This window comes from Pantoea wallisii, assembly GCF_002095485.1.
Classification (GTDB): domain Bacteria; phylum Pseudomonadota; class Gammaproteobacteria; order Enterobacterales; family Enterobacteriaceae; genus Pantoea; species Pantoea wallisii.
Genome location: NZ_MLFS01000045.1, coordinates 25,314 through 42,918, shown reverse-complemented (window position 1 = coordinate 42,918; position 17,605 = coordinate 25,314). Strand labels below are relative to the sequence as shown.

Here is a 17,605-nt window from a genome sequence, read left to right as displayed (position 1 = left end):
CGCTGCGTGTTGACACTGTACTGCCTGCATACCGCTGTAAATTCTTCACCGGTACGGGGTGCGCATTATACGAGAAATCTTTTCCGCCGCAAGCGTTCAAAAGCAAAATTTTGCGCTTTCTGCGCGTTTGCTGCTTTAATCGGCAACCTGATGATTTCCTGCGCACCCGCTGCACACTACAGCTGCAGGAAGTGCTCGCGATAATAGGCCAGCTCAGCAATGGATTCACGAATATCATCCAGCGCCTGATGCGTTCCGGCTTTTTTGAAGCCTGGCAGAATGTCTGGCTTCCAGCGGCGCGCCAGCTCTTTCAGCGTGCTGACATCCAGATAGCGGTAGTGGAAGTATGCCTCCAGCTCGGGCATGTACTTAAACAGGAAGCGGCGATCCTGGCCGATGCTGTTGCCGCAGATAGGCGACGTGTTGGCAGGCACCCACTGCTGCAGAAATTCCAGGGTGGCCCGTTCCGCTGCCCGGTCGTCGTGCTGACTGGCTTTAACGCGATCAACTAAACCGCTGCCGGTATGCGTCCGCACGTTCCAGTCATCCATCAGCGCCAGCTGGGCATCAGACTGATGTACTGCCAGCACCGGCCCTTCGGCCAGAACGTTGAGGTTAGCGTCCGTAACGATCGTCGCGATCTCAATAATACGATCGCGTTCCGGATCCAGACCGGTCATCTCCAGGTCGATCCAAATCAAATTGTTTTCATTTCCCGCTGTCATGCGTGCTCCACTCGTTGCCAAAGTCGTCATTAGCCTGCTTTAAGGTGTATCATAGACGTTTTGCCCAGCGGGGCGAAGCCTGGCGAAAGCCTGAGAGGATGCGTGAGCAAAAATAAACTGTCGAAGGGTCAACAACGTCGCGTAAGCGCTAACCATCAGCGTCGTCTGCAGCAACGGAGTGAAAAGCCGGAACCGGATGACAGCCTGTTTGGGGAAGCGACCGAAGGCGTGGTGATCAGCCGCTTTGGCATGCACGCAGATGTCGAGGATCATGCCGGCGCCGTACATCGCTGCAATATTCGCCGTACTATTCGCTCGCTGGTCACCGGTGACCGGGTGGTGTGGCGCAACGCCAATGAAAACGGCGGCAAAGGGATTGTTGAAGCGGTACATGAGCGCCGGACCGTACTGACGCGCCCGGATTTTTATGACGGCGTAAAACCGATCGCAGCCAACATTGATCAGATCATTATCGTCTCGGCGATCCTGCCGGAGCTGTCGCTCAACATTATCGATCGCTATCTGGTTGCCAGTGAAACGCTGGGCGTTGAGCCGCTGCTGGTGCTGAACAAAACCGATTTGCTGGATGATGAGGCGCGCGCGTTTGTCGATGAGCAGATGGATATCTATCGCCACATTGGTTACCGCGTGCTGATGGTATCCAGCCATGCTAAAGACGGACTGCGCGATCTTGAAGCGGCACTGACCGGGCGCGTCAGCATTTTTGCCGGGCAGTCGGGCGTAGGTAAATCCAGCCTGCTGAACACGTTGCTCGGGCTGGATGTCGCCGGCAGTGAGATCCTCACCAACGATGTCTCTGATGTCTCCGGCCTTGGCCAGCACACCACCACGGCTTCGCGTCTATATCACTTCCCGCACGGCGGCGACGTGATTGACTCACCCGGCGTGCGCGAGTTTGGTTTATGGCACCTTGAGCCGGAACAAATTACCCGCGGCTTTGTCGAATTTCGTGAGTTTCTTGGCAGTTGTAAATTCCGCGACTGCAAGCACGATAACGATCCCGCTGCGCCATCCGCGAGGCAGTTGAGAACGGGATTATCGATATTTCGCGCTTCGATAACTACCACCGGATTCTTGAGAGTATGGCGCAGGTAAAAACGCGTAAAAACTTTTCCGCCAGCGAAGATTAACGAGTACAACGGCACAGTCGCCAACAGACCGGGGCACTGCTACAATCCGCCCCCTTTTGTATAAACCCAACGTTACTAAGCCAGGAGGCAACGGTGTTTGATCGTTTTAAACTCGGCCTGAATCATATTCTGCCTAAAAAGGCGCTAACCGAACTTGCCGGTTGGGGTGCCAGCCGTCGCGCTGGCTGGCTGACCAAAGCGGTCATCGACGTGTTTGTCTGGTACTACAAAGTCGATATGGCGGAAGCCAGCAAGCCGCATACGGGCAGCTACCGTACGTTCAACGACTTTTTTGTGCGTCCTTTAAAAGAGGGTGCGCGTCCGGTCGATCCGGATGCCTCTCTGCTGGCGCTGCCTGCCGATGGCGCAATCAGCCAGCTGGGACACATTGAAGGCGATCAGATCTTTCAGGCTAAAGGCCACCACTACACGCTGCAGGCACTGCTGGCAGGTAACGACGACCTGGCGGAAAAGTTTGTTGATGGCGAGTTTGTCACCACTTATCTTGCGCCGCGCGATTATCACCGCGTGCACATGCCGTGCAACGGCATCCTGCGTGAAATGACCTATGTGCCGGGCGATCTCTACTCGGTAAATCCGCTGACCGCGCGCAACATTCCTAATCTGTTTGCCCGTAACGAACGCGTGATCTGCGTGTTCGATACCGATCACGGTCCTATGGTACAGATCCTCGTTGGCGCGACCATCGTGGGCAGCATTGAAACCGTATGGGCCGGCACCATCACGCCACCGCGTGAAGGCGTGATCAAACGCTGGCGCTATCCGTCAGCAGAGCATGATGGCGCCGTTGTGCTGCTGAAGGGCCAGGAGATGGGCCGCTTTAAGCTGGGATCGACCGTGATCAACCTGTTTGCGCCTGGCCGCGTGAAGCTGGCCGAGAGCCTGGAAGCCGAAAGCAAAACCCGCCTTGGTCAGCCGCTGGCTATCGCCCTGCCACAGCCTGGCGAAAGCGCCCCGCTCGCCGACTAACCGGAAAACACCGCCGTGCGCCCCTCTCTTCTCCTGCTGCTGAGCCTGATGCTCAGCAGCCCGGCTTTTGCCGCCTCCGTTCCGCAAGCCAGTCAGCTCAAACAAGATCTGGATGCGGCCAAATCCGCCAAAAGCACGCCAGCGCAGACCGAACAGGTACAGGCGCTGGAAGCCGCCATCAACTTCCTCTCTGAGCGGGATGAGTCGCTGGAACGCGCGAAGCAGTATCAGCAGGTTATTGATGACTTCCCGCGGCTGGCGCGTGAGCTACGGCAGCAGATTGCTACGCTGACGGAGACCAGTAAACCGGTACGCAGCAACATGAGCAATGCCGAGCTGGATCAGGAGATTCTGCAGGTCAGCAGTCAATTGCTGGAGGAGGGGCGCCAGGCGCAGCAGGAGCAGGATCGCGCACGCGAGATCAGCGATTCGCTGTCGCAGCTGCCGCAGCAGCAAACCGATGCCCGGCGGGCAATGGCGGAGAGCGATCGCCGCGCGCAGGGTGCCTCCGCCGCTGCGTCACCTGTCGCGCAGGCGCAAATTTACGCCCGTCAGGCTGAGACCGCCGCCAATAAAGCGCGCGTCGATGAGCTGGAGCTGGCGCAGCTCTCGGCAAATAATCGTCAGGAGCTGGCGCGCATGCGGGCTGATGTGCATCAGCGCAAAGCCACGCAGCTGGATAACTATCTGCAGGCGCTGCGCAATCAGCTCAATAATCAGCGTCAGCGCGAAGCCGAACTGGCGCTGGAGCGCACAGAGCAGCTGGCGGAAAATAGCGGTGATCTGCCCGCTGCCATCAGCGATCAGTTCCGGGTAAACCGCGAACTCTCCACCGATCTCAACCAACAGGCACAGCGTATGGATCTGGTGGCGTCGCAGCAGCGGCTCGCCACCAATCAAACGTTGCAGGTGCGTCAGGCGCTAAGCACGCTGCGCGAACAGTCACAATGGCTGGGCGTATCGAACCTGCTCGGTGAAGCCCTGCGTGCGCAGGTGGCTCGCCTGCCGGAGATGCCTAAATCGCAGCAGATCGACAGCGAAATGGGCCAGCTGCGCGTGCAGCGTCTGCACTATGAAGATCTGCTGGAGCGCCAACAGGCGCTGCGCCATGAGAAGCAGCCTGACGGCACGCCGTTTACCAGCGAGCAGACGCGCATTCTTGAAGCGCAGCTCAGGACCCAGCGCGAGCTGCTGAATTCACTCATCTCCGGCTGCGACACGCTGATTCTGGAGATCACCAAACTCAAGGTCTCCAACACTCAGTTGCAGGATGCGCTGGTGGAAGTGAAAGAGGCGACGCATCGCTATCTGTTCTGGACCGCAGACGTCAGCCCGATGGGCCTCAAGTACCCGCTGGAGGTTGGCCGCGATCTGTCACGTTTGCTCTCTCTGGATACGCTCGGCCAGATGGGTAAAGCGCTGGCGATGATGTTTACCAATAAAGAGACGGTGCTGCCAATTATCGGGGCCATACTGCTGGTGGGCTTTAGCATCAGCTCACGCCGGCACTACAACGCCTTTATGGCCCGTTCAGCAAGCCGCGTGGGCAAAGTGACGCAGGACCGCTTTAGCCTGACGCTGCGCACGGTGTTCTGGTCCATTCTGGTTGCCGTACCGTTGCCGGTGCTCTGGGCCGCGCTGGGCTTCGGCCTGCAGCACGCCTGGCCCTATCCGTTTGCGGTGGCGATTGGTGATGGTATTACCGCCACGCTGCCGCTGCTGTGGGCATTTATGATCAGCGCCGCTTTTGCCCGTCACGATGGCCTGTTTGTGGTGCACTTCCGCTGGCCGCAAACCCGGGTCACGCGCGCCATGCGCTACTACTCGCTGACGGTCGGCCTGATTGTGCCGCTGATCATGCTGCTGATCGCTTTCGCTAACCTCGACGATCCGCAGTTCTCCGGCACGCTCGGTCGCCTGTGCTTCATTCTGATCTGCGGTGCACTCAGTATTGTTACCGTAAGCCTGAAGCGCGCCGGCATTCCGCTCTATCTCGATAAAGAGGGCAACGGCGAGAACTTTGTTAACCGGATTTTGTGGAATCTGATGATTGCCATCCCGCTGGCGGCGGCACTGGCCTCGTGCATCGGTTATCTGGCGACGGCGCAGGCGCTGCTGGCGCGCCTGGAGACCTCCGTAGGCATCTGGTTCTTCCTGCTGGTGGTGTATCACATCATCCGCCGCTGGATGCTGATTCAGCGCCGCCGCATTGCCTTTGATCGCGCCCGTCAGCGCCGTGCCGATATGCTGGCCAACCGCGCGCGCAGTGAAGAGGAGAAAGAGCAGCAGACGGCAGCCAACACCGATACGGTGGAGATCGAGGAGCCGGTTATCGATCTCGATGAGATCAGCGCCCAGTCGCTGCGGCTGGTGCGGTCGATTCTGACGCTGATCGCGCTGGTCTCGGTGATTGTGCTGTGGTCGGAAATTCATTCGGCGTTCAGCTTCCTGGATAACATCCCGCTCTGGGATGCCAGCACCACGGTGCAGGGCGTTGAGAGCGTGCAGGCGATTACGCTGGGCGCGGTACTGATCGCCATTCTGGTGTTTATCATCACCACACAGCTGGTACGTAACATGCCGGCTGTGCTGGAGCTGGCGCTGCTGCAGCATCTCAGTCTGTCACCCGGCACCGGTTACGCCATTACCACCCTGACCAAATATGCGCTGATGCTGATTGGCGGGCTGATTGGTTTTTCCATCATTGGCGTTGAGTGGTCGAAGCTGCAGTGGCTGGTAGCAGCATTAGGTCTGGGGCTGGGCTTTGGTATGCAGGAGATTTTTGCCAACTTCATCTCCGGCCTGATTATTCTGTTTGAAAAGCCGATTCGTATCGGCGATACCGTCACGATTCGCGATTTGACCGGCAGCATTACCCGCATCAATACGCGCGCGACCACCATTACCGACTGGGATCGCAAAGAGATTATCGTGCCCAACAAGGCCTTTATTACCGAGCAGTTTGTTAACTGGTCGCTATCGGATTCCGTGACGCGTGTTGTGCTGACCATCCCGGCGCCGGCACAGGTGAGCAGCGAAGAGGTAACAACCGTGCTGAAACAGGCCGCAGAGCGCTGCACCTACGTGCTGGATACGCCGCAGCCCGAGGCGTTTCTGGTGGATCTGCAGCAGGGTATTCAGCTGTTCGAACTGCGCGTGCACGCCGCAGAGATGGGGCACCGTATGCCGCTGCGCCATGAGCTGCATCAGCTGATTCTGCGCGGCTTTGAAGAGCACGGGATTGAGATGCCGTTCCCGCCGTTCCAGGTACGGATGGAGACGCTGGGGCGCAAAACGCCGGCCGGCAATAGCACTTCATCGAGTCAGACGTTTAAATCTGGCGGTCTGTAAAACGAAAACGCCCGGCACAAAGCCGGGCGTTTTGGTCTCTGCGAACGGTTATTTCACAAACGCTTCGCCCTGCTCAATATCTTTTTTCAGCGTATCCAGCATGCCATTCAGGGCCTGCTGCTCGAAATCACTCAGGGCCCCAGCGGACGACGCTCGGCAATACCTGATTTGCCCAGCAGCAGCGGCTGCGAGAAGAAGCGCGCATATTCACCCTCGCCTTCAACGTAAGCACACTCCACCACATTGGCTTCACCTTGCAGGGCACGCACCAGGGATAAACCAAAGCGCGCCGCGGCCTGGCCCATCGAAAGGGTAGCCGATCCGCCACCCGCTTTAGCCTCAACCACTTCGGTGCCGGCATTCTGAATACGCCGGGTGAGATCGGCCACTTCCTGATCGCTGAACTGAACACCTTCTACCTGTGACAGCAGCGGCAGAATCGTCACGCCGGAGTGTCCACCCACAACCGGGACTTCAATCTCAGTTGGCTGTTTCCCCTTCAGCGCTGCCACAAAGGTGTTGGCGCGAATCACGTCGAGCGTCGAGACGCCAAACAGGCGGTCCTTATTATACACGCCCGCTTTTTTCAGCACTTCAGCTGCAATCGCCACGGTGGTGTTTACCGGGTTAGTAATAATACCAATCAGCGCCTCAGGCGCGGTCGTGGCAACCTGCTCAATCAGGTTACGTACGATACCGGCGTTGACGTTGAACAGATCGGCACGGTCCATACCCGGTTTACGGGCTACGCCGGCTGAGATCAGCACAATATCGGCACCCTGCAGCGCAGGTGTGGCATCTTCACCACTGAAGCCTTCAACGTTTACGGCAGTGGGGATATGGCTGAGATCGACAGCCACGCCCGGCGTTACCGGGGCGATATCGTAAAGTGAGAGGTCTGAACCTGCGGGTAATTGCGTTTTAAGCAGCAGAGCGAGTGCCTGGCCAATACCACCAGCTGCACCGAGAACGGCAACTTTCATCCTGAACTCCTTATTAAGGTGGGGCAGAGATATGCCGAAAATCCATCAGGTTACGAGTTTAATCAACTTCACAGGCGATAGCGACACAGCTGTCGCGCAATAACATTACGCCGCAATCGGCTCCCGAGACATCTCTCCTTCAGAAGTCGCCTGAATGATCCAGTCGCAGCCAGAAGACTATGGACGGCAATGATCATCGATTTTGTTGTTACCACATCAATAATATAACAACTTTGCAACCTTCGCTCTGCGCGCCAGCGCGCGATTTTGGTGCAAGATAAAATTCTGTTATTATGCCCGCCCCGCAGCACGATGCCGCGAATCGCTCATCAGAGTCATTGCATAAAAATTCATCTAAATGCATAATAATTTATCTGCCGTGGGCCTGTTGCCTGCTGCAACCCTCTTTTATTGGTAGCTTATGCGAAACCCATCAAAACAAGACGACCTGATCAAGGCGTTTAAAGCCTTATTGAAAGAAGAAAAATTCAGCTCCCAGGGCGAAATTGTGCAGGCGCTACAGGAAGACGGCTTCGAGAACATCAACCAGTCGAAGGTTTCTCGTATGCTGACCAAGTTTGGCGCAGTACGTACCCGCAATGCGAAAATGGAGATGGTCTACTGCCTGCCCGCCGAGCTGGGCGTGCCGACGACCACCAGCCCGCTGAAAAATCTGGTGCTGGATATTGATTACAATGACGCGCTGGTGGTAATCCATACCAGCGGGTGCCGCGCAGTTGATCGCCCGTCTGCTGGACTCTCTCGGCAAAGCGGAGGGTATTCTCGGCACTATCGCGGGTGATGACACCATCTTCATTACGCCGGCGCGAATGTTCACCGTGAAGCAGCTGTACGACGCCGTGCTGGTTTTATTCGAACAAGAGCTATAAAACCCTGCTTACTGCCGGCAGCCTGGCTGCCGGTTGCCTTTCCTCTATACGTATTTCCCCGATTTACACGTATTAACTCTTTGTTTAATCACATGCTTTTGCATATAGCCTGTTGTTATCAGCGCCCATCCCTATTGGTACGACCTTTTAGCCTCTTTAACCTTATGCGCTATTTTACGCTGCTTTACATATTTTGCTCAGCCTTTTTCCCTGGGTATGACGCACCAGCCAGCGCGATCGCCCATGATCTTTCGCACAAAAAGATAATTTGATGCAGATCATTGTTTTTACAAATAAATAGCCGCTTTTGGTTAAGGTTTAGTCGTTTTTAATAACTTCAGGTTCTAAAAAAGTGCCATAAGGATAAAGAATAACAACCAAACATTATTAGCCGAATATTAATTTCATGTGTGATTAGATCTATACTTCTTTTCGTGATGCAAATCACACTAACCATAAAGAGAAAAACAGCAGACGAGGAAAAATACCATGAGCATTAAAACTACTATCGCAACTTTGAGTGTTCTATCTGTTCTGTCATTTGGTGCATTCGCAGCAGATTCTATTAATGCCGAACAGGCGGCGAATCTGCAGTCCGTCGGTACCATCAGCGTTAGCGGCATTGGCGGTGCGCCGATGGATATCCATCAGCAGCTGAACGCGAAAGCTGATGCGCAAGGTGCTAAAGCCTACCGCGTAATTGAGGCCTACAACGACAACAGCTATCACGCGACCGCTGAACTTTATAAATAAGGTTCAAATTAAGCGCAGTGTGAACGGCAGCCCTTTTGAGAGGCGTTTGCCCCTCAGGTTGCCCGGTAAAATTTCAGGAGAGTGAATCATGAAAACTACATTATCTGTTGCTGTATTGAGCCTGGCTTCCGTGCTGTCGTTCGGTGCCGGCGCCGCTACCCTGGTGACCAATACCCAGGCCGAAAATCTGCAGCCGCTGAACCAGACCATTAGCGTAAGCGGCGTGGATGGCGATCAGACCAACATCCGTCAGGTACTGTCACAGAAAGCGGATGCTCAGGGTGCCAGCCACTACCGCATCATTGAGAACAATCAGGACAACACGTTCCACGTGACGGCTGAACTCTACAAATAACCCAAACTGTATATCCGGCAGACGTGCTGTAGCCGGTAGAGATCGACGACCCGCTTACCCTCTTTGTGCCGCAGGTTGTTGATTGAAATGAGGAGACGAACAATGAAAATCAAAACAACCATCGCAACTGCTGGCCTGCTTTCTCTGATCGCATTTGGCGCGTCTGCCGCGCAGCTGGTGACCGATGAAGCAGCGCAGAATCTGCAACCTACTGGCCAAACCATCACCATTAGCGGTACCGGCGGTTCGCCTATGGATTACCGTGCGCAGCTGTCGCAGAAAGCGGATGAGCAAGGTGCCAACGCGTACAAAGTGATTGAAGCGCGCACCGGTGACAGCTACCACGTAACCGCAGAGCTGTACAAATAATTCCTCGTCAATACTGACGAACCCTTTGGCCCCGCCGTGCGGGGCCCTTTTTGGTTCTGTTACTGAATATTAAAGCGGAGCTGGCCCTCCAGCTCCTCTTCAGCTTCATCAAACAGTAAAATCAGCGCACCATAGCGGCGTTTCTGCCCTCTTCCCAGGTTGACGAACTCAATATCCAGCGGCAACGGCAGTTGCTCACCAATAATCACCTCCCAGAGATCGTCAAGATCGTTAATGGCCAGATCGGCCAGGGCAAAACGATCGCTAAACTGCCGGTAGAAATGCGCCTGATCGACAATTTCATCGAAGTCGAAACGCTCGCGTCTCATGGTAACGCCCTCTTACTTATGCCAGCCCGCCAAGGTGCAGCGCTTTCACTTCCAGATACTCTTCCATGCCGAGTACCGAACCTTCACGCCCCAGTCCTGACTCTTTCACGCCGCCAAACGGTGCCAGCTCCGTGGAGACCGCGCACTCATTGATACCGATCATTCCGGCTTCCAGCGCCGCTGATACGCGGAATACGCGCTGCAGATTCTGTGTATAGAAGTAGGCGGCCAGACCATATTCGGTGTTGTTCGCCCGCGCAATGACATCCGCCTCGTCATCAAAACGGAAACAGGCGGCAACGGGTCCAAACGTCTCCTCCTGCGCCAGCTGCATGCCTTCATGGGCATCGGCAATTACCGTTGGCTGCCAGAAGTTGCCGCCGAGTGCGTGGCGCTCACCACCGGTCAGCAGCCTGCCGCCTTTACTGATGGCGTCCTTAACGTGCTCCTCCACCTTCTCCAGCGCAGAGGTGGCGATCAGCGGACCGACTACCACCCCCTCTTCCATGCCATTGCCGACTTTCAGTTTCCCCACGGCTTCGGCCAGCTGATTAACGAAGCGATCGTAGATGGCAGTGTGTATATAGAAACGGTTTACGCTCACGCACACCTGACCGGCGTTGCGGAATTTGTTCGCAATCGCACCCTGGACGGCAGCATCAATATCGGCATCCTCAAACACGATGTAAGGTGCGTTGCCGCCCAGCTCCATAGAGACTTTTTTCATGGTTTCGGCGGCGTTGCGCATCAGCGTTTTACCGACTGCGGTTGAGCCGGTGAAGGAGATTTTGCGGACCGCGCTGGAGGCCATGATGGCATCGCTAATGGCGTGCGTATCACCCGCTACCGCATTGAGCACGCCGTCTGGCACGCCCGCTTTCTGGGCCAGCGCTACCAGCGCGAAAGCACTCAGCGGCGTATTATTCGCCGGTTTGATGATACCGGTACAGCCTGCCGCCAGCGCCGGCCCGAGCTTGCGCGTTAGCATCGCCATCGGGAAGTTCCACGGCGTTATCGCTGCAACCACGCCAATCGGCTCGCGCGTTGCCAGAATGCGCGACCCCGCCTTCGCTGGCGGAATGATTTCACCGTTGGCACGTTTTGCCTGCTCGGCAAACCACTGAATAAAACTGGCAGCGTATTCGACCTCTCCCTCCGCCTCCTTCAGCGGTTTGCCCTGCTCAGCCGTCATCAGCTCGCCGAGCCAGCGTTTGTTTTCGATAATGAGCTGATACCAGCGCTGTAAGATTTCAGCGCGCTGTTTGGCGGTCTGGTCACGCCAGGCGGGGAAAGCGCGTTGCGCAGCGGCAATGGCCTGTTCAGTCTCTTGCTTACCGGCTTTCGCTACCTGCGCCAGCACCTCACCGGTAGCGGGATTGGTGACATCAAAGGTTGCGCCAGCGTTATGCCACTGGCCTGCGGCGAAATAACCGGTTTTAAACAGTTCGTGTTGTTGCAGAGAGGTGGACATCATTATTCTCCTGTCAGTGAACATCCTGTCAGGAAAGTATAGATGGCAAAGTTAGCGCAATTTGTGTCAGCGTGGCATCAACAAGGCCGCTGCGCCTGGCAGCGGCCAGTTTCAGATTTGGATGAGCGTGTTCTGGTACTTATCCAGCATCATTGAGAGCCGTTTCACCGGCTCAGTCACGCTGGCAGGTGCCGCATACTGCTGTAGTTTATCCTGGTAGACATCCAGCTCACGCAGCAGCTGCTCAAAGTAGTGGCGCCGTTTATCATCGCTGCCGGCCGAGATAACCCGATCAGCGGTGTAACGCAATTGGCGGTGATAAGCGGACAGATCGGCATTAACCGGTACTTCAGCATTGCGCAGCCGCTGGTGGCCAATAATCAGCGTTAGCGCGATACGGTACTTATCAATATCGCCCGGGAAGAGATTGAGCAGCAGGAACAGCTGTTGATACAGCGCCGGCAGATGGTTTTCCCGGCGGCGAGCCTGATTGGTGGTCAACGCCGCCACGGCCGCATACATAAAGCGATTCAACAGTTTGCGCCCGGTGCGCGCCTTGGATTTATCGCGAATCAGCAGAATGACCATCATCGCCACAAAGCTGCCAATCCACTGGCCGAGGGCGTTATCCAGGAATACGTTGAACTCAAATTTCATCGGGTTATCCAGCACCAGCACATTGATGGTACCGATCAGCGCACCGAGCGTACCAATCTGGCGCCGCTGTACGAAGATGCCGCCAATGAACCCGAGCAGGCCGATCGCGATGCATAATAACAACGCACTCTGCTGAGTCGCGGGCAGAATGTAGATGAAGTAGAGCATGCCAAGCGGCACCGCAAAGGCCATGCCGTAGAAGAAGTCTTTCGCCATCATCAGCGGGTTTGGCATACGCATCGCCAGGGCAGTGATCACCGCCAGCATAACCATGCAGCCGCTGCCCGAGGTCCAGCCGGTATAGAGCCAGAACAGCGAACCGAGCGCGGTGGCAACAAAGGTTCGAATACCGTTGATCATCGCATGATGCGTTTCCGCCGGACGCGCCTGAATCACCACTTCACGCTGCAGAATACGCTCTTCCAGTGCGGTAATGCGGCTATTGCTCTTCACGCCATTGATCAGCAGCAGATACTCCGTGGCGGCGCCCACCCAGCTGGCAACCGTCATCGGCACCGTTTTGCTGCTGACGCCAATGACGCGGCGCATCACCTTCATGCGTTTATGAACGTCATGTACGCTGCTGACCTCTTTCTCCAGCAGCAGGCGATACTGCGGAGGGATATAGTCCGCGCGCGAGTTTTGAATCAGGAAGGTCTCTGCCGCCTGTGTAATCAGCGTCAGCGAGAGCGTGTTCAGCATCTGCAGGCGCCGGCTGGTGTTCTGCCAGCGGGAAGACTCCATCATTAGCTGACTGCGCATGCCGTTGAGCGCCGTGGTACGCCGCACCAGCGCGCTCCAGGCTTTATCCACTTCCTCTTTATCTTCGTGCGCCACGCACAGCTGCAGCAGTTTGTAGTGTGCCACCAACAGTGCATCCACTTCGGCATCAATCACTTTTTTGATCGAGCGCGGTGAAAACAGCATATCCGCGAGGATGGCACACAGGATGCCCAGCACAATTTCGCTACAGCGCTCCACCGCAAACTGCGGCGCCAGGGTTAATCCTCCGCTGGCGTCTGCCGTGACGACGATAATCAGCGCGGTATAACCGGCGAGACCAAGCGCATAGGAGTTTTCGACTTTAATCAGTGAGGAGAGCCAGACGCACATGCCCGCCCACATACAGCACAGCAGCAGCATGACCACCGGTGCACGCACGGTGGCAATCATGATGGTAAGCGCGGCGATACAGCCGATAAAGGTGCCGATGATGCGCAGAATACCGCGATAGCGCAGTGCGCCAGAGTAGGGATCGCCCCCGGCGGCAAAGGCGGTGCCTCCGGCCACGATACCGGCCGTCATTACCGCCCAGCGCGGCGTTTCCAGATTGAAGTGAAAACCAATCATCAGCGCGGCAACCAGCGCAAATGTCAGCTTTACCGGGAAACGCAAAAACTCAATCATAACGGCCTCGCTTAACCAAACTCGCGCAGGCGGTTAAAGAACTGCGCCAGTGGCGACACTTTGGTTTGACGATCCTGCTCACCGGTTATCACCACGGTTGCCGTTGTGCCTGCCGGGAAGCGGTTGCCGGGCTGGTCGTCGAGGCGAATACGCACCGGCACGCGCTGCGCCAGACGCACCCACTCCAGGTTGGAGTCGATTGTCGCCATACCTTTGCTGTCTACGCTGCTGCTGCTGTTCGTCACGCCCGCTGCCACGCTGTCTACGGTGCCACGCAGCACGGTATTGCTGCCCAGCGGCGTAACCTCTGCGCGGAAGCCCGGACGCACGCCATCCAGCTTAGTCTCTTCCATATAAGCCAGCACGTAGAACGAGTGCTGCTGTACCAGCGCCACGGCAACGGAACCGCGCGTAATAAACTCGCCCTGGTAGACATTGAGGTTGGTGACCCAGCCGTCGGACGGGGCTTTGATCGTGGTGCGATCGAGATCAATCACAGCCAGATCGCGCGTGGCGATCGATTTTGCCAGCTGATGTTCGCTGGTTTGCAGATCGCTGTTTGATTGTTCGATCGCCTCGCGCGACATTGCGCTGGTACCAAGCTGGTTACGACGCGCCGCTTCACGACGTTTTTCGTTTACCAGCGCCTGGTAATATTCGACATCCGCCTGGGCTTGATCCAGCGCTTTCTGATAACGCGGACGGTCAACGATAAACAGCGTGTCACCCTTTTTGACCAGCTGGTTATCATGCACCGGCACGTCGGTGATCAGGCCGGTCACGTCCGGCGAGATCGCCACCACATCGGCGGAGAATTTGGCGTCACGCGTCCACGGTGATTCGGTATAGAACACCCAGGCGCGGAAGATGATCACGATAGCGATGATGACCAGCAGGAGCGTAATCGCGTAGCGCGCGATTTTTCTTATTAGCGCTTTCACTTAAAAACCTCAGACGAATAAACGGGATACAAGGTAAAACACACAGCAATACAGCGCTGTGTTAAAAAGTGCCGGATGCCACACCAGATCGTAAATTCCGCTGGGGGTCAGCACGCGTTTCACCAGCCAGAACAGCGCCAGCGAAACCAGTAGTTCAATGAAGATGGGCGGAAAAGACAGCCCGAATACGACAAATACCGGAAGCACACTCATTTCGGTTCCTTAGTTCGACCTTGCCGGATTGCACCGATACCTTTCCCAGCCCGCACACCTTGCGGCGTGAGGTTTGATGAACAGGAGATGGTAGAGAGACTGATGGCAACATTCAGGCCGCGTTGAGCTAATCATAGCGTATCATCGGATAAAACACGGCCGTGTTAAGGTGCGGTGAACAGACCCAGCGTGCGTATAGTAACGCGCTTGACTATACGTTTTCTACATATTGTGAGCTAAATCACTTTTTAGTCAGAGTAAACAATGGAACGACTGAAAGGCATGTCCATTTTCGCCAAAGTGGTTGAATTAGGTTCATTTACCGCGGCGGCGCGTCAGCTTCATCTGAGCGTTTCGTCTATCAGTCAGATCGTGGCCAAACTGGAAGATGAGCTGCAGGTCAAGTTGCTGAATCGCAGTACGCGCAGCCTTGGCCTGACCGAAGCCGGCAAGATTTATTATCAGGCTGCCGCCGGATGCTGGCGGAAGCGAGCCAGGTGCACGAACAGCTTTATGCGTTTAACAATACGCCGATCGGCATTTTACGCATCGGCTGCTCATCGACCATGGCGCAAAACGTTCTTTCGGCGATGACCAGTGAGATGCTGCGGGAGTATCCCGGCCTGAGCGTCAATCTGATGACGGGGATTCCGGCACCGGATCTGATTGCCAACGGGCTGGATGTGGTAGTACGCGTGGGCGAGCTGCAGGATTCTAATCTGTTTTCGCGTAGGCTGGGCGCAATGCCCATGGTGGTGTGCGCCGCGAAGAGTTATCTCGCCCAGCATGGCACACCGGAGAAGCCGGGCGAGATCGATAACTTCTCCTGGCTGGAGTACAGCGTACGGCCGGATAACACGTTTGAGCTGGTCGCTCCGGAAGGTCTGGTGACGCGCCTGACGCCACAGGGGCGTTTCGTCACCAATGATTCGCAGACCCTGATTCGCTGGCTGAAAGCCGGTTGCGGTATTGCCTATGTACCACTGATGTGGGTGATTGATGAGATCAATGCCGGAGAGATCGATATTCTGTTTCCACAGTACCACTCCGAACCCCGTCCGGTGTATGCGGTATATACCGAGAAGGATAAGCTGCCGCTTAAGGTGCAGGTGTGTATCGACTATCTTACCGAGTACTTTAAACAGGTGGCACGGCAGTATCAGCAGCATCGGAAAAGCTAAGACTGGTGCACCACGCTGTCAGGGCCGCCAGCGCCGCAGCTAATGTGCCCGGTACATACACTGCGCCGTACTCGTCAGGGCATGTAGCTGCTGCTGTTGCTAAGGGCTATCCGCAGCGCTGAGGCTTTTACGTTGGGCCAGGAGCTACGCGCATGGATGCGCGTAGCAGACCGGGCCGGTCAGGAGGACCGATCCCGGTCGGTCCGTCGGCACGACGTGAACGCCGAAGGCACCGCATTAGCGGCGCGAGGACTGCCCGGCAACAGCAGCAGCTGCTTGCCACGCACAAAAAAGGCCGCCATGAAGGCAGCCTTTTATACATGATGCGGAGAGTAAGCTTACGCCGTACCGCCCACGGTAATTTTATCCAGCTTCAGGGTTGGCTGGCCCACACCAACCGGCACGCTCTGGCCCTCTTTACCGCATACGCCAACGCCTTTATCCAGCGCCAGATCGTTACCCACCATCGAAATCTGCTGCATCGCTTCAATACCCGAGCCGATCAGCGTCGCGCCTTTCACCGGTTTGGTCACTTTGCCGTTCTCGATCAGATAGGCTTCAGACGTCGAGAACACAAACTTGCCGGACGTAATATCCACCTGACCACCGCCAAAGTTTGGTGCGTACAGGCCGTATTCCACGCTTTCGATGATCGCCTGCGGCGTTGATTTACCTGCCAGCATATAGGTATTGGTCATGCGTGGCATCGGCAGGTGTGCATAGGACTCACGGCGACCGTTACCGGTTGGCGGCACGCCCATCAGGCGCGCGTTGAGCTTATCCTGCATATACCCTTTCAGCACGCCATTCTCGATCAGCACATTGTACTGCCCCGGCACGCCCTCATCGTCCACTGCCAGTGAACCGCGCAGGCCTTCAATGGTGCCATCATCGACCACGGTGCAGAGCTCTGAAGCGACCAGTTGCCCCATTTTACCGCTGAACACAGAGGTTTCGCGGCGATTAAAGTCACCTTCCAGACCGTGACCCACCGCTTCGTGCAGCAGCACGCCCGGCCAGCCGGCGCCCAGTACAACCGGCAGTGCACCCGCCGGTGCCGCTACTGCGGAAAGGTTTACCAACGCCAGGCGCACCGCTTCGCGTGCCCAGGCATCAGCTCGCACATCGCCGCTCTCATCAGCAAGGAAGAATTCGTACCCGGTACGCGCACCGCCGCCGCTGGAGCCGCGTTCGCGCTTACCCTGATCCTCCACCTGCACGCTGATCGACAAACGCACCAACGGACGAATATCTGCAGCCAGCGTACCGTCGGTAGCCGCCACCAGCACCTGCTCATACACGCCGCTCAGGCTGGCGTTAACCTCCTGCACGCGCGGGTCAGCGGCGCGCGCCACCTGATCAACGCGATGCAATAAAGCAATTTTATCTTCGCGCGTCAGGCTATCGAGCGGATTGACCGGCGCATACAGCGAGCGATTCATCACCGCCGACAGGGTGTGCGCTTTGCCGTTGCCCTGCTCGCGCACAATGCTGCGCGCCGCTTCGGAGGACTGACGCAGCGCATTCAGGGTAATCTGGTCGGCGTAAGCGAAGCCGGTTTTCTCACCGCTCACCGCACGTACGCCCACACCCTGATCAATATGATACGAGCCATCTTTAATGATTTTATCTTCCAGAACCCAGGATTCATGGAAGCTGGACTGAAAATAGAGATCGGCATAATCCAGACGACGTTCTGAAAGCTGCCCTAACAGGGAAAAAAGGTCCTGCTGATTAATGCTGTTCGCAGCTAGTAACTGCTCACTTACCAGATTCAGAGTCATCGTTTCTCACTCATTATGTGCTCGGATAGTCATAGCCTGCGGCAATTCCCCGGCG

The 17,605-nt window shown here is 56.4% G+C and carries 12 protein-coding genes and 4 pseudogenes; 8 read left to right on the top strand and 8 right to left on the bottom strand.

The window, feature by feature from the left end; all coding sequences use genetic code 11:
• Positions 1–176: 176 nt before the first annotated feature.
• A complete protein-coding gene (gene orn / locus HA48_RS15565; protein ID WP_128602139.1) occupies positions 177–725 on the bottom strand; it encodes an oligoribonuclease in 549 nt (182 codons plus the stop codon).
• A 102-nt stretch (positions 726–827) separates the two neighbouring features.
• Between orn and rsgA the strand changes: the two are divergent.
• From rsgA to mscM, 3 genes and pseudogenes are all read left to right on the top strand, one after another.
• Positions 828–1,876, top strand: a pseudogene (gene rsgA, locus HA48_RS15560) (small ribosomal subunit biogenesis GTPase RsgA).
• Positions 1,877–1,969: 93 nt separating this feature from the next.
• Positions 1,970–2,866 carry an archaetidylserine decarboxylase gene (gene asd, locus HA48_RS15555; RefSeq protein ID WP_128602138.1) on the top strand — a complete coding sequence of 299 codons (897 nt, stop codon included), beginning with the start codon at positions 1,970–1,972 and terminating at the stop codon, positions 2,864–2,866.
• A 15-nt stretch (positions 2,867–2,881) separates the two neighbouring features.
• Entirely contained in the window at positions 2,882–6,217 is a 3,336-nt protein-coding gene (gene mscM / locus HA48_RS15550; RefSeq protein WP_128602137.1) for a miniconductance mechanosensitive channel MscM, read from the top strand.
• A 48-nt stretch (positions 6,218–6,265) separates the two neighbouring features.
• Here mscM and mdh read toward each other — a convergent pair.
• Positions 6,266–7,200, bottom strand: a pseudogene (gene mdh, locus HA48_RS15545) (malate dehydrogenase).
• A 421-nt stretch (positions 7,201–7,621) separates the two neighbouring features.
• Here mdh and argR point away from each other — a divergent pair.
• The 4 genes and pseudogenes from argR (at position 7,622) to yhcN (HA48_RS15525) (ending at position 9,567) form a co-directional block, all read left to right on the top strand.
• A pseudogene (gene argR, locus HA48_RS15540) lies at positions 7,622–8,090 on the top strand (transcriptional regulator ArgR).
• A 489-nt stretch (positions 8,091–8,579) separates the two neighbouring features.
• Positions 8,580–8,843 carry a peroxide/acid stress response protein YhcN gene (gene yhcN / locus HA48_RS15535; RefSeq protein ID WP_128602136.1) on the top strand — a complete coding sequence of 88 codons (264 nt, stop codon included), beginning with the start codon at positions 8,580–8,582 and terminating at the stop codon, positions 8,841–8,843.
• Between the two features lie 88 nt (positions 8,844–8,931).
• On the top strand, positions 8,932–9,198 hold the full coding sequence (locus tag HA48_RS15530) for a YdgH/BhsA/McbA-like domain containing protein (RefSeq protein ID WP_128602135.1): 267 nt from the start codon (positions 8,932–8,934) through the stop codon (positions 9,196–9,198).
• A gap of 102 nt (positions 9,199–9,300) precedes the next feature.
• Positions 9,301–9,567 (top strand): peroxide/acid stress response protein YhcN, encoded by a 267-nt coding sequence (gene yhcN, locus HA48_RS15525; protein ID WP_128602134.1) that lies wholly within the window; start codon positions 9,301–9,303, stop codon positions 9,565–9,567.
• 59 nt (positions 9,568–9,626) lie between these two features.
• Here the strand turns inward: yhcN (HA48_RS15525) and HA48_RS15520 are convergent, their stop codons facing one another.
• The 5 genes from HA48_RS15520 to aaeX form a co-directional block, all read right to left on the bottom strand.
• On the bottom strand, positions 9,627–9,896 hold the full coding sequence (locus tag HA48_RS15520; protein WP_128602133.1) for a barstar family protein: 270 nt from the start codon (positions 9,894–9,896) through the stop codon (positions 9,627–9,629).
• A 16-nt stretch (positions 9,897–9,912) separates the two neighbouring features.
• Positions 9,913–11,367, bottom strand: a complete 1,455-nt coding sequence (locus tag HA48_RS15515; protein ID WP_128602132.1) for an NAD-dependent succinate-semialdehyde dehydrogenase — start codon at positions 11,365–11,367, stop codon at positions 9,913–9,915.
• A gap of 111 nt (positions 11,368–11,478) precedes the next feature.
• Positions 11,479–13,431: a p-hydroxybenzoic acid efflux pump subunit AaeB gene (aaeB, locus tag HA48_RS15510; protein ID WP_128602131.1), complete on the bottom strand. Its 1,953-nt coding sequence runs from the start codon at positions 13,429–13,431 to the stop codon at positions 11,479–11,481.
• Between the two features lie 11 nt (positions 13,432–13,442).
• On the bottom strand, positions 13,443–14,372 hold the full coding sequence (gene aaeA / locus HA48_RS15505; protein ID WP_128602130.1) for a p-hydroxybenzoic acid efflux pump subunit AaeA: 930 nt from the start codon (positions 14,370–14,372) through the stop codon (positions 13,443–13,445).
• A gap of 9 nt (positions 14,373–14,381) precedes the next feature.
• A complete protein-coding gene (gene aaeX, locus HA48_RS15500; RefSeq protein ID WP_021508145.1) occupies positions 14,382–14,585 on the bottom strand; it encodes a p-hydroxybenzoic acid efflux pump operon protein AaeX in 204 nt (67 codons plus the stop codon).
• A 264-nt stretch (positions 14,586–14,849) separates the two neighbouring features.
• Between aaeX and aaeR the strand changes: the two are divergent.
• A pseudogene (aaeR, locus tag HA48_RS15495) lies at positions 14,850–15,766 on the top strand (HTH-type transcriptional activator AaeR).
• A 338-nt stretch (positions 15,767–16,104) separates the two neighbouring features.
• Here the strand turns inward: aaeR and tldD are convergent.
• Complete coding sequence (gene tldD / locus HA48_RS15490; protein WP_128602129.1) at positions 16,105–17,550, bottom strand: metalloprotease TldD; 1,446 nt, start codon at positions 17,548–17,550, stop codon at positions 16,105–16,107.
• Positions 17,551–17,605: the final 55 nt, after the last annotated feature.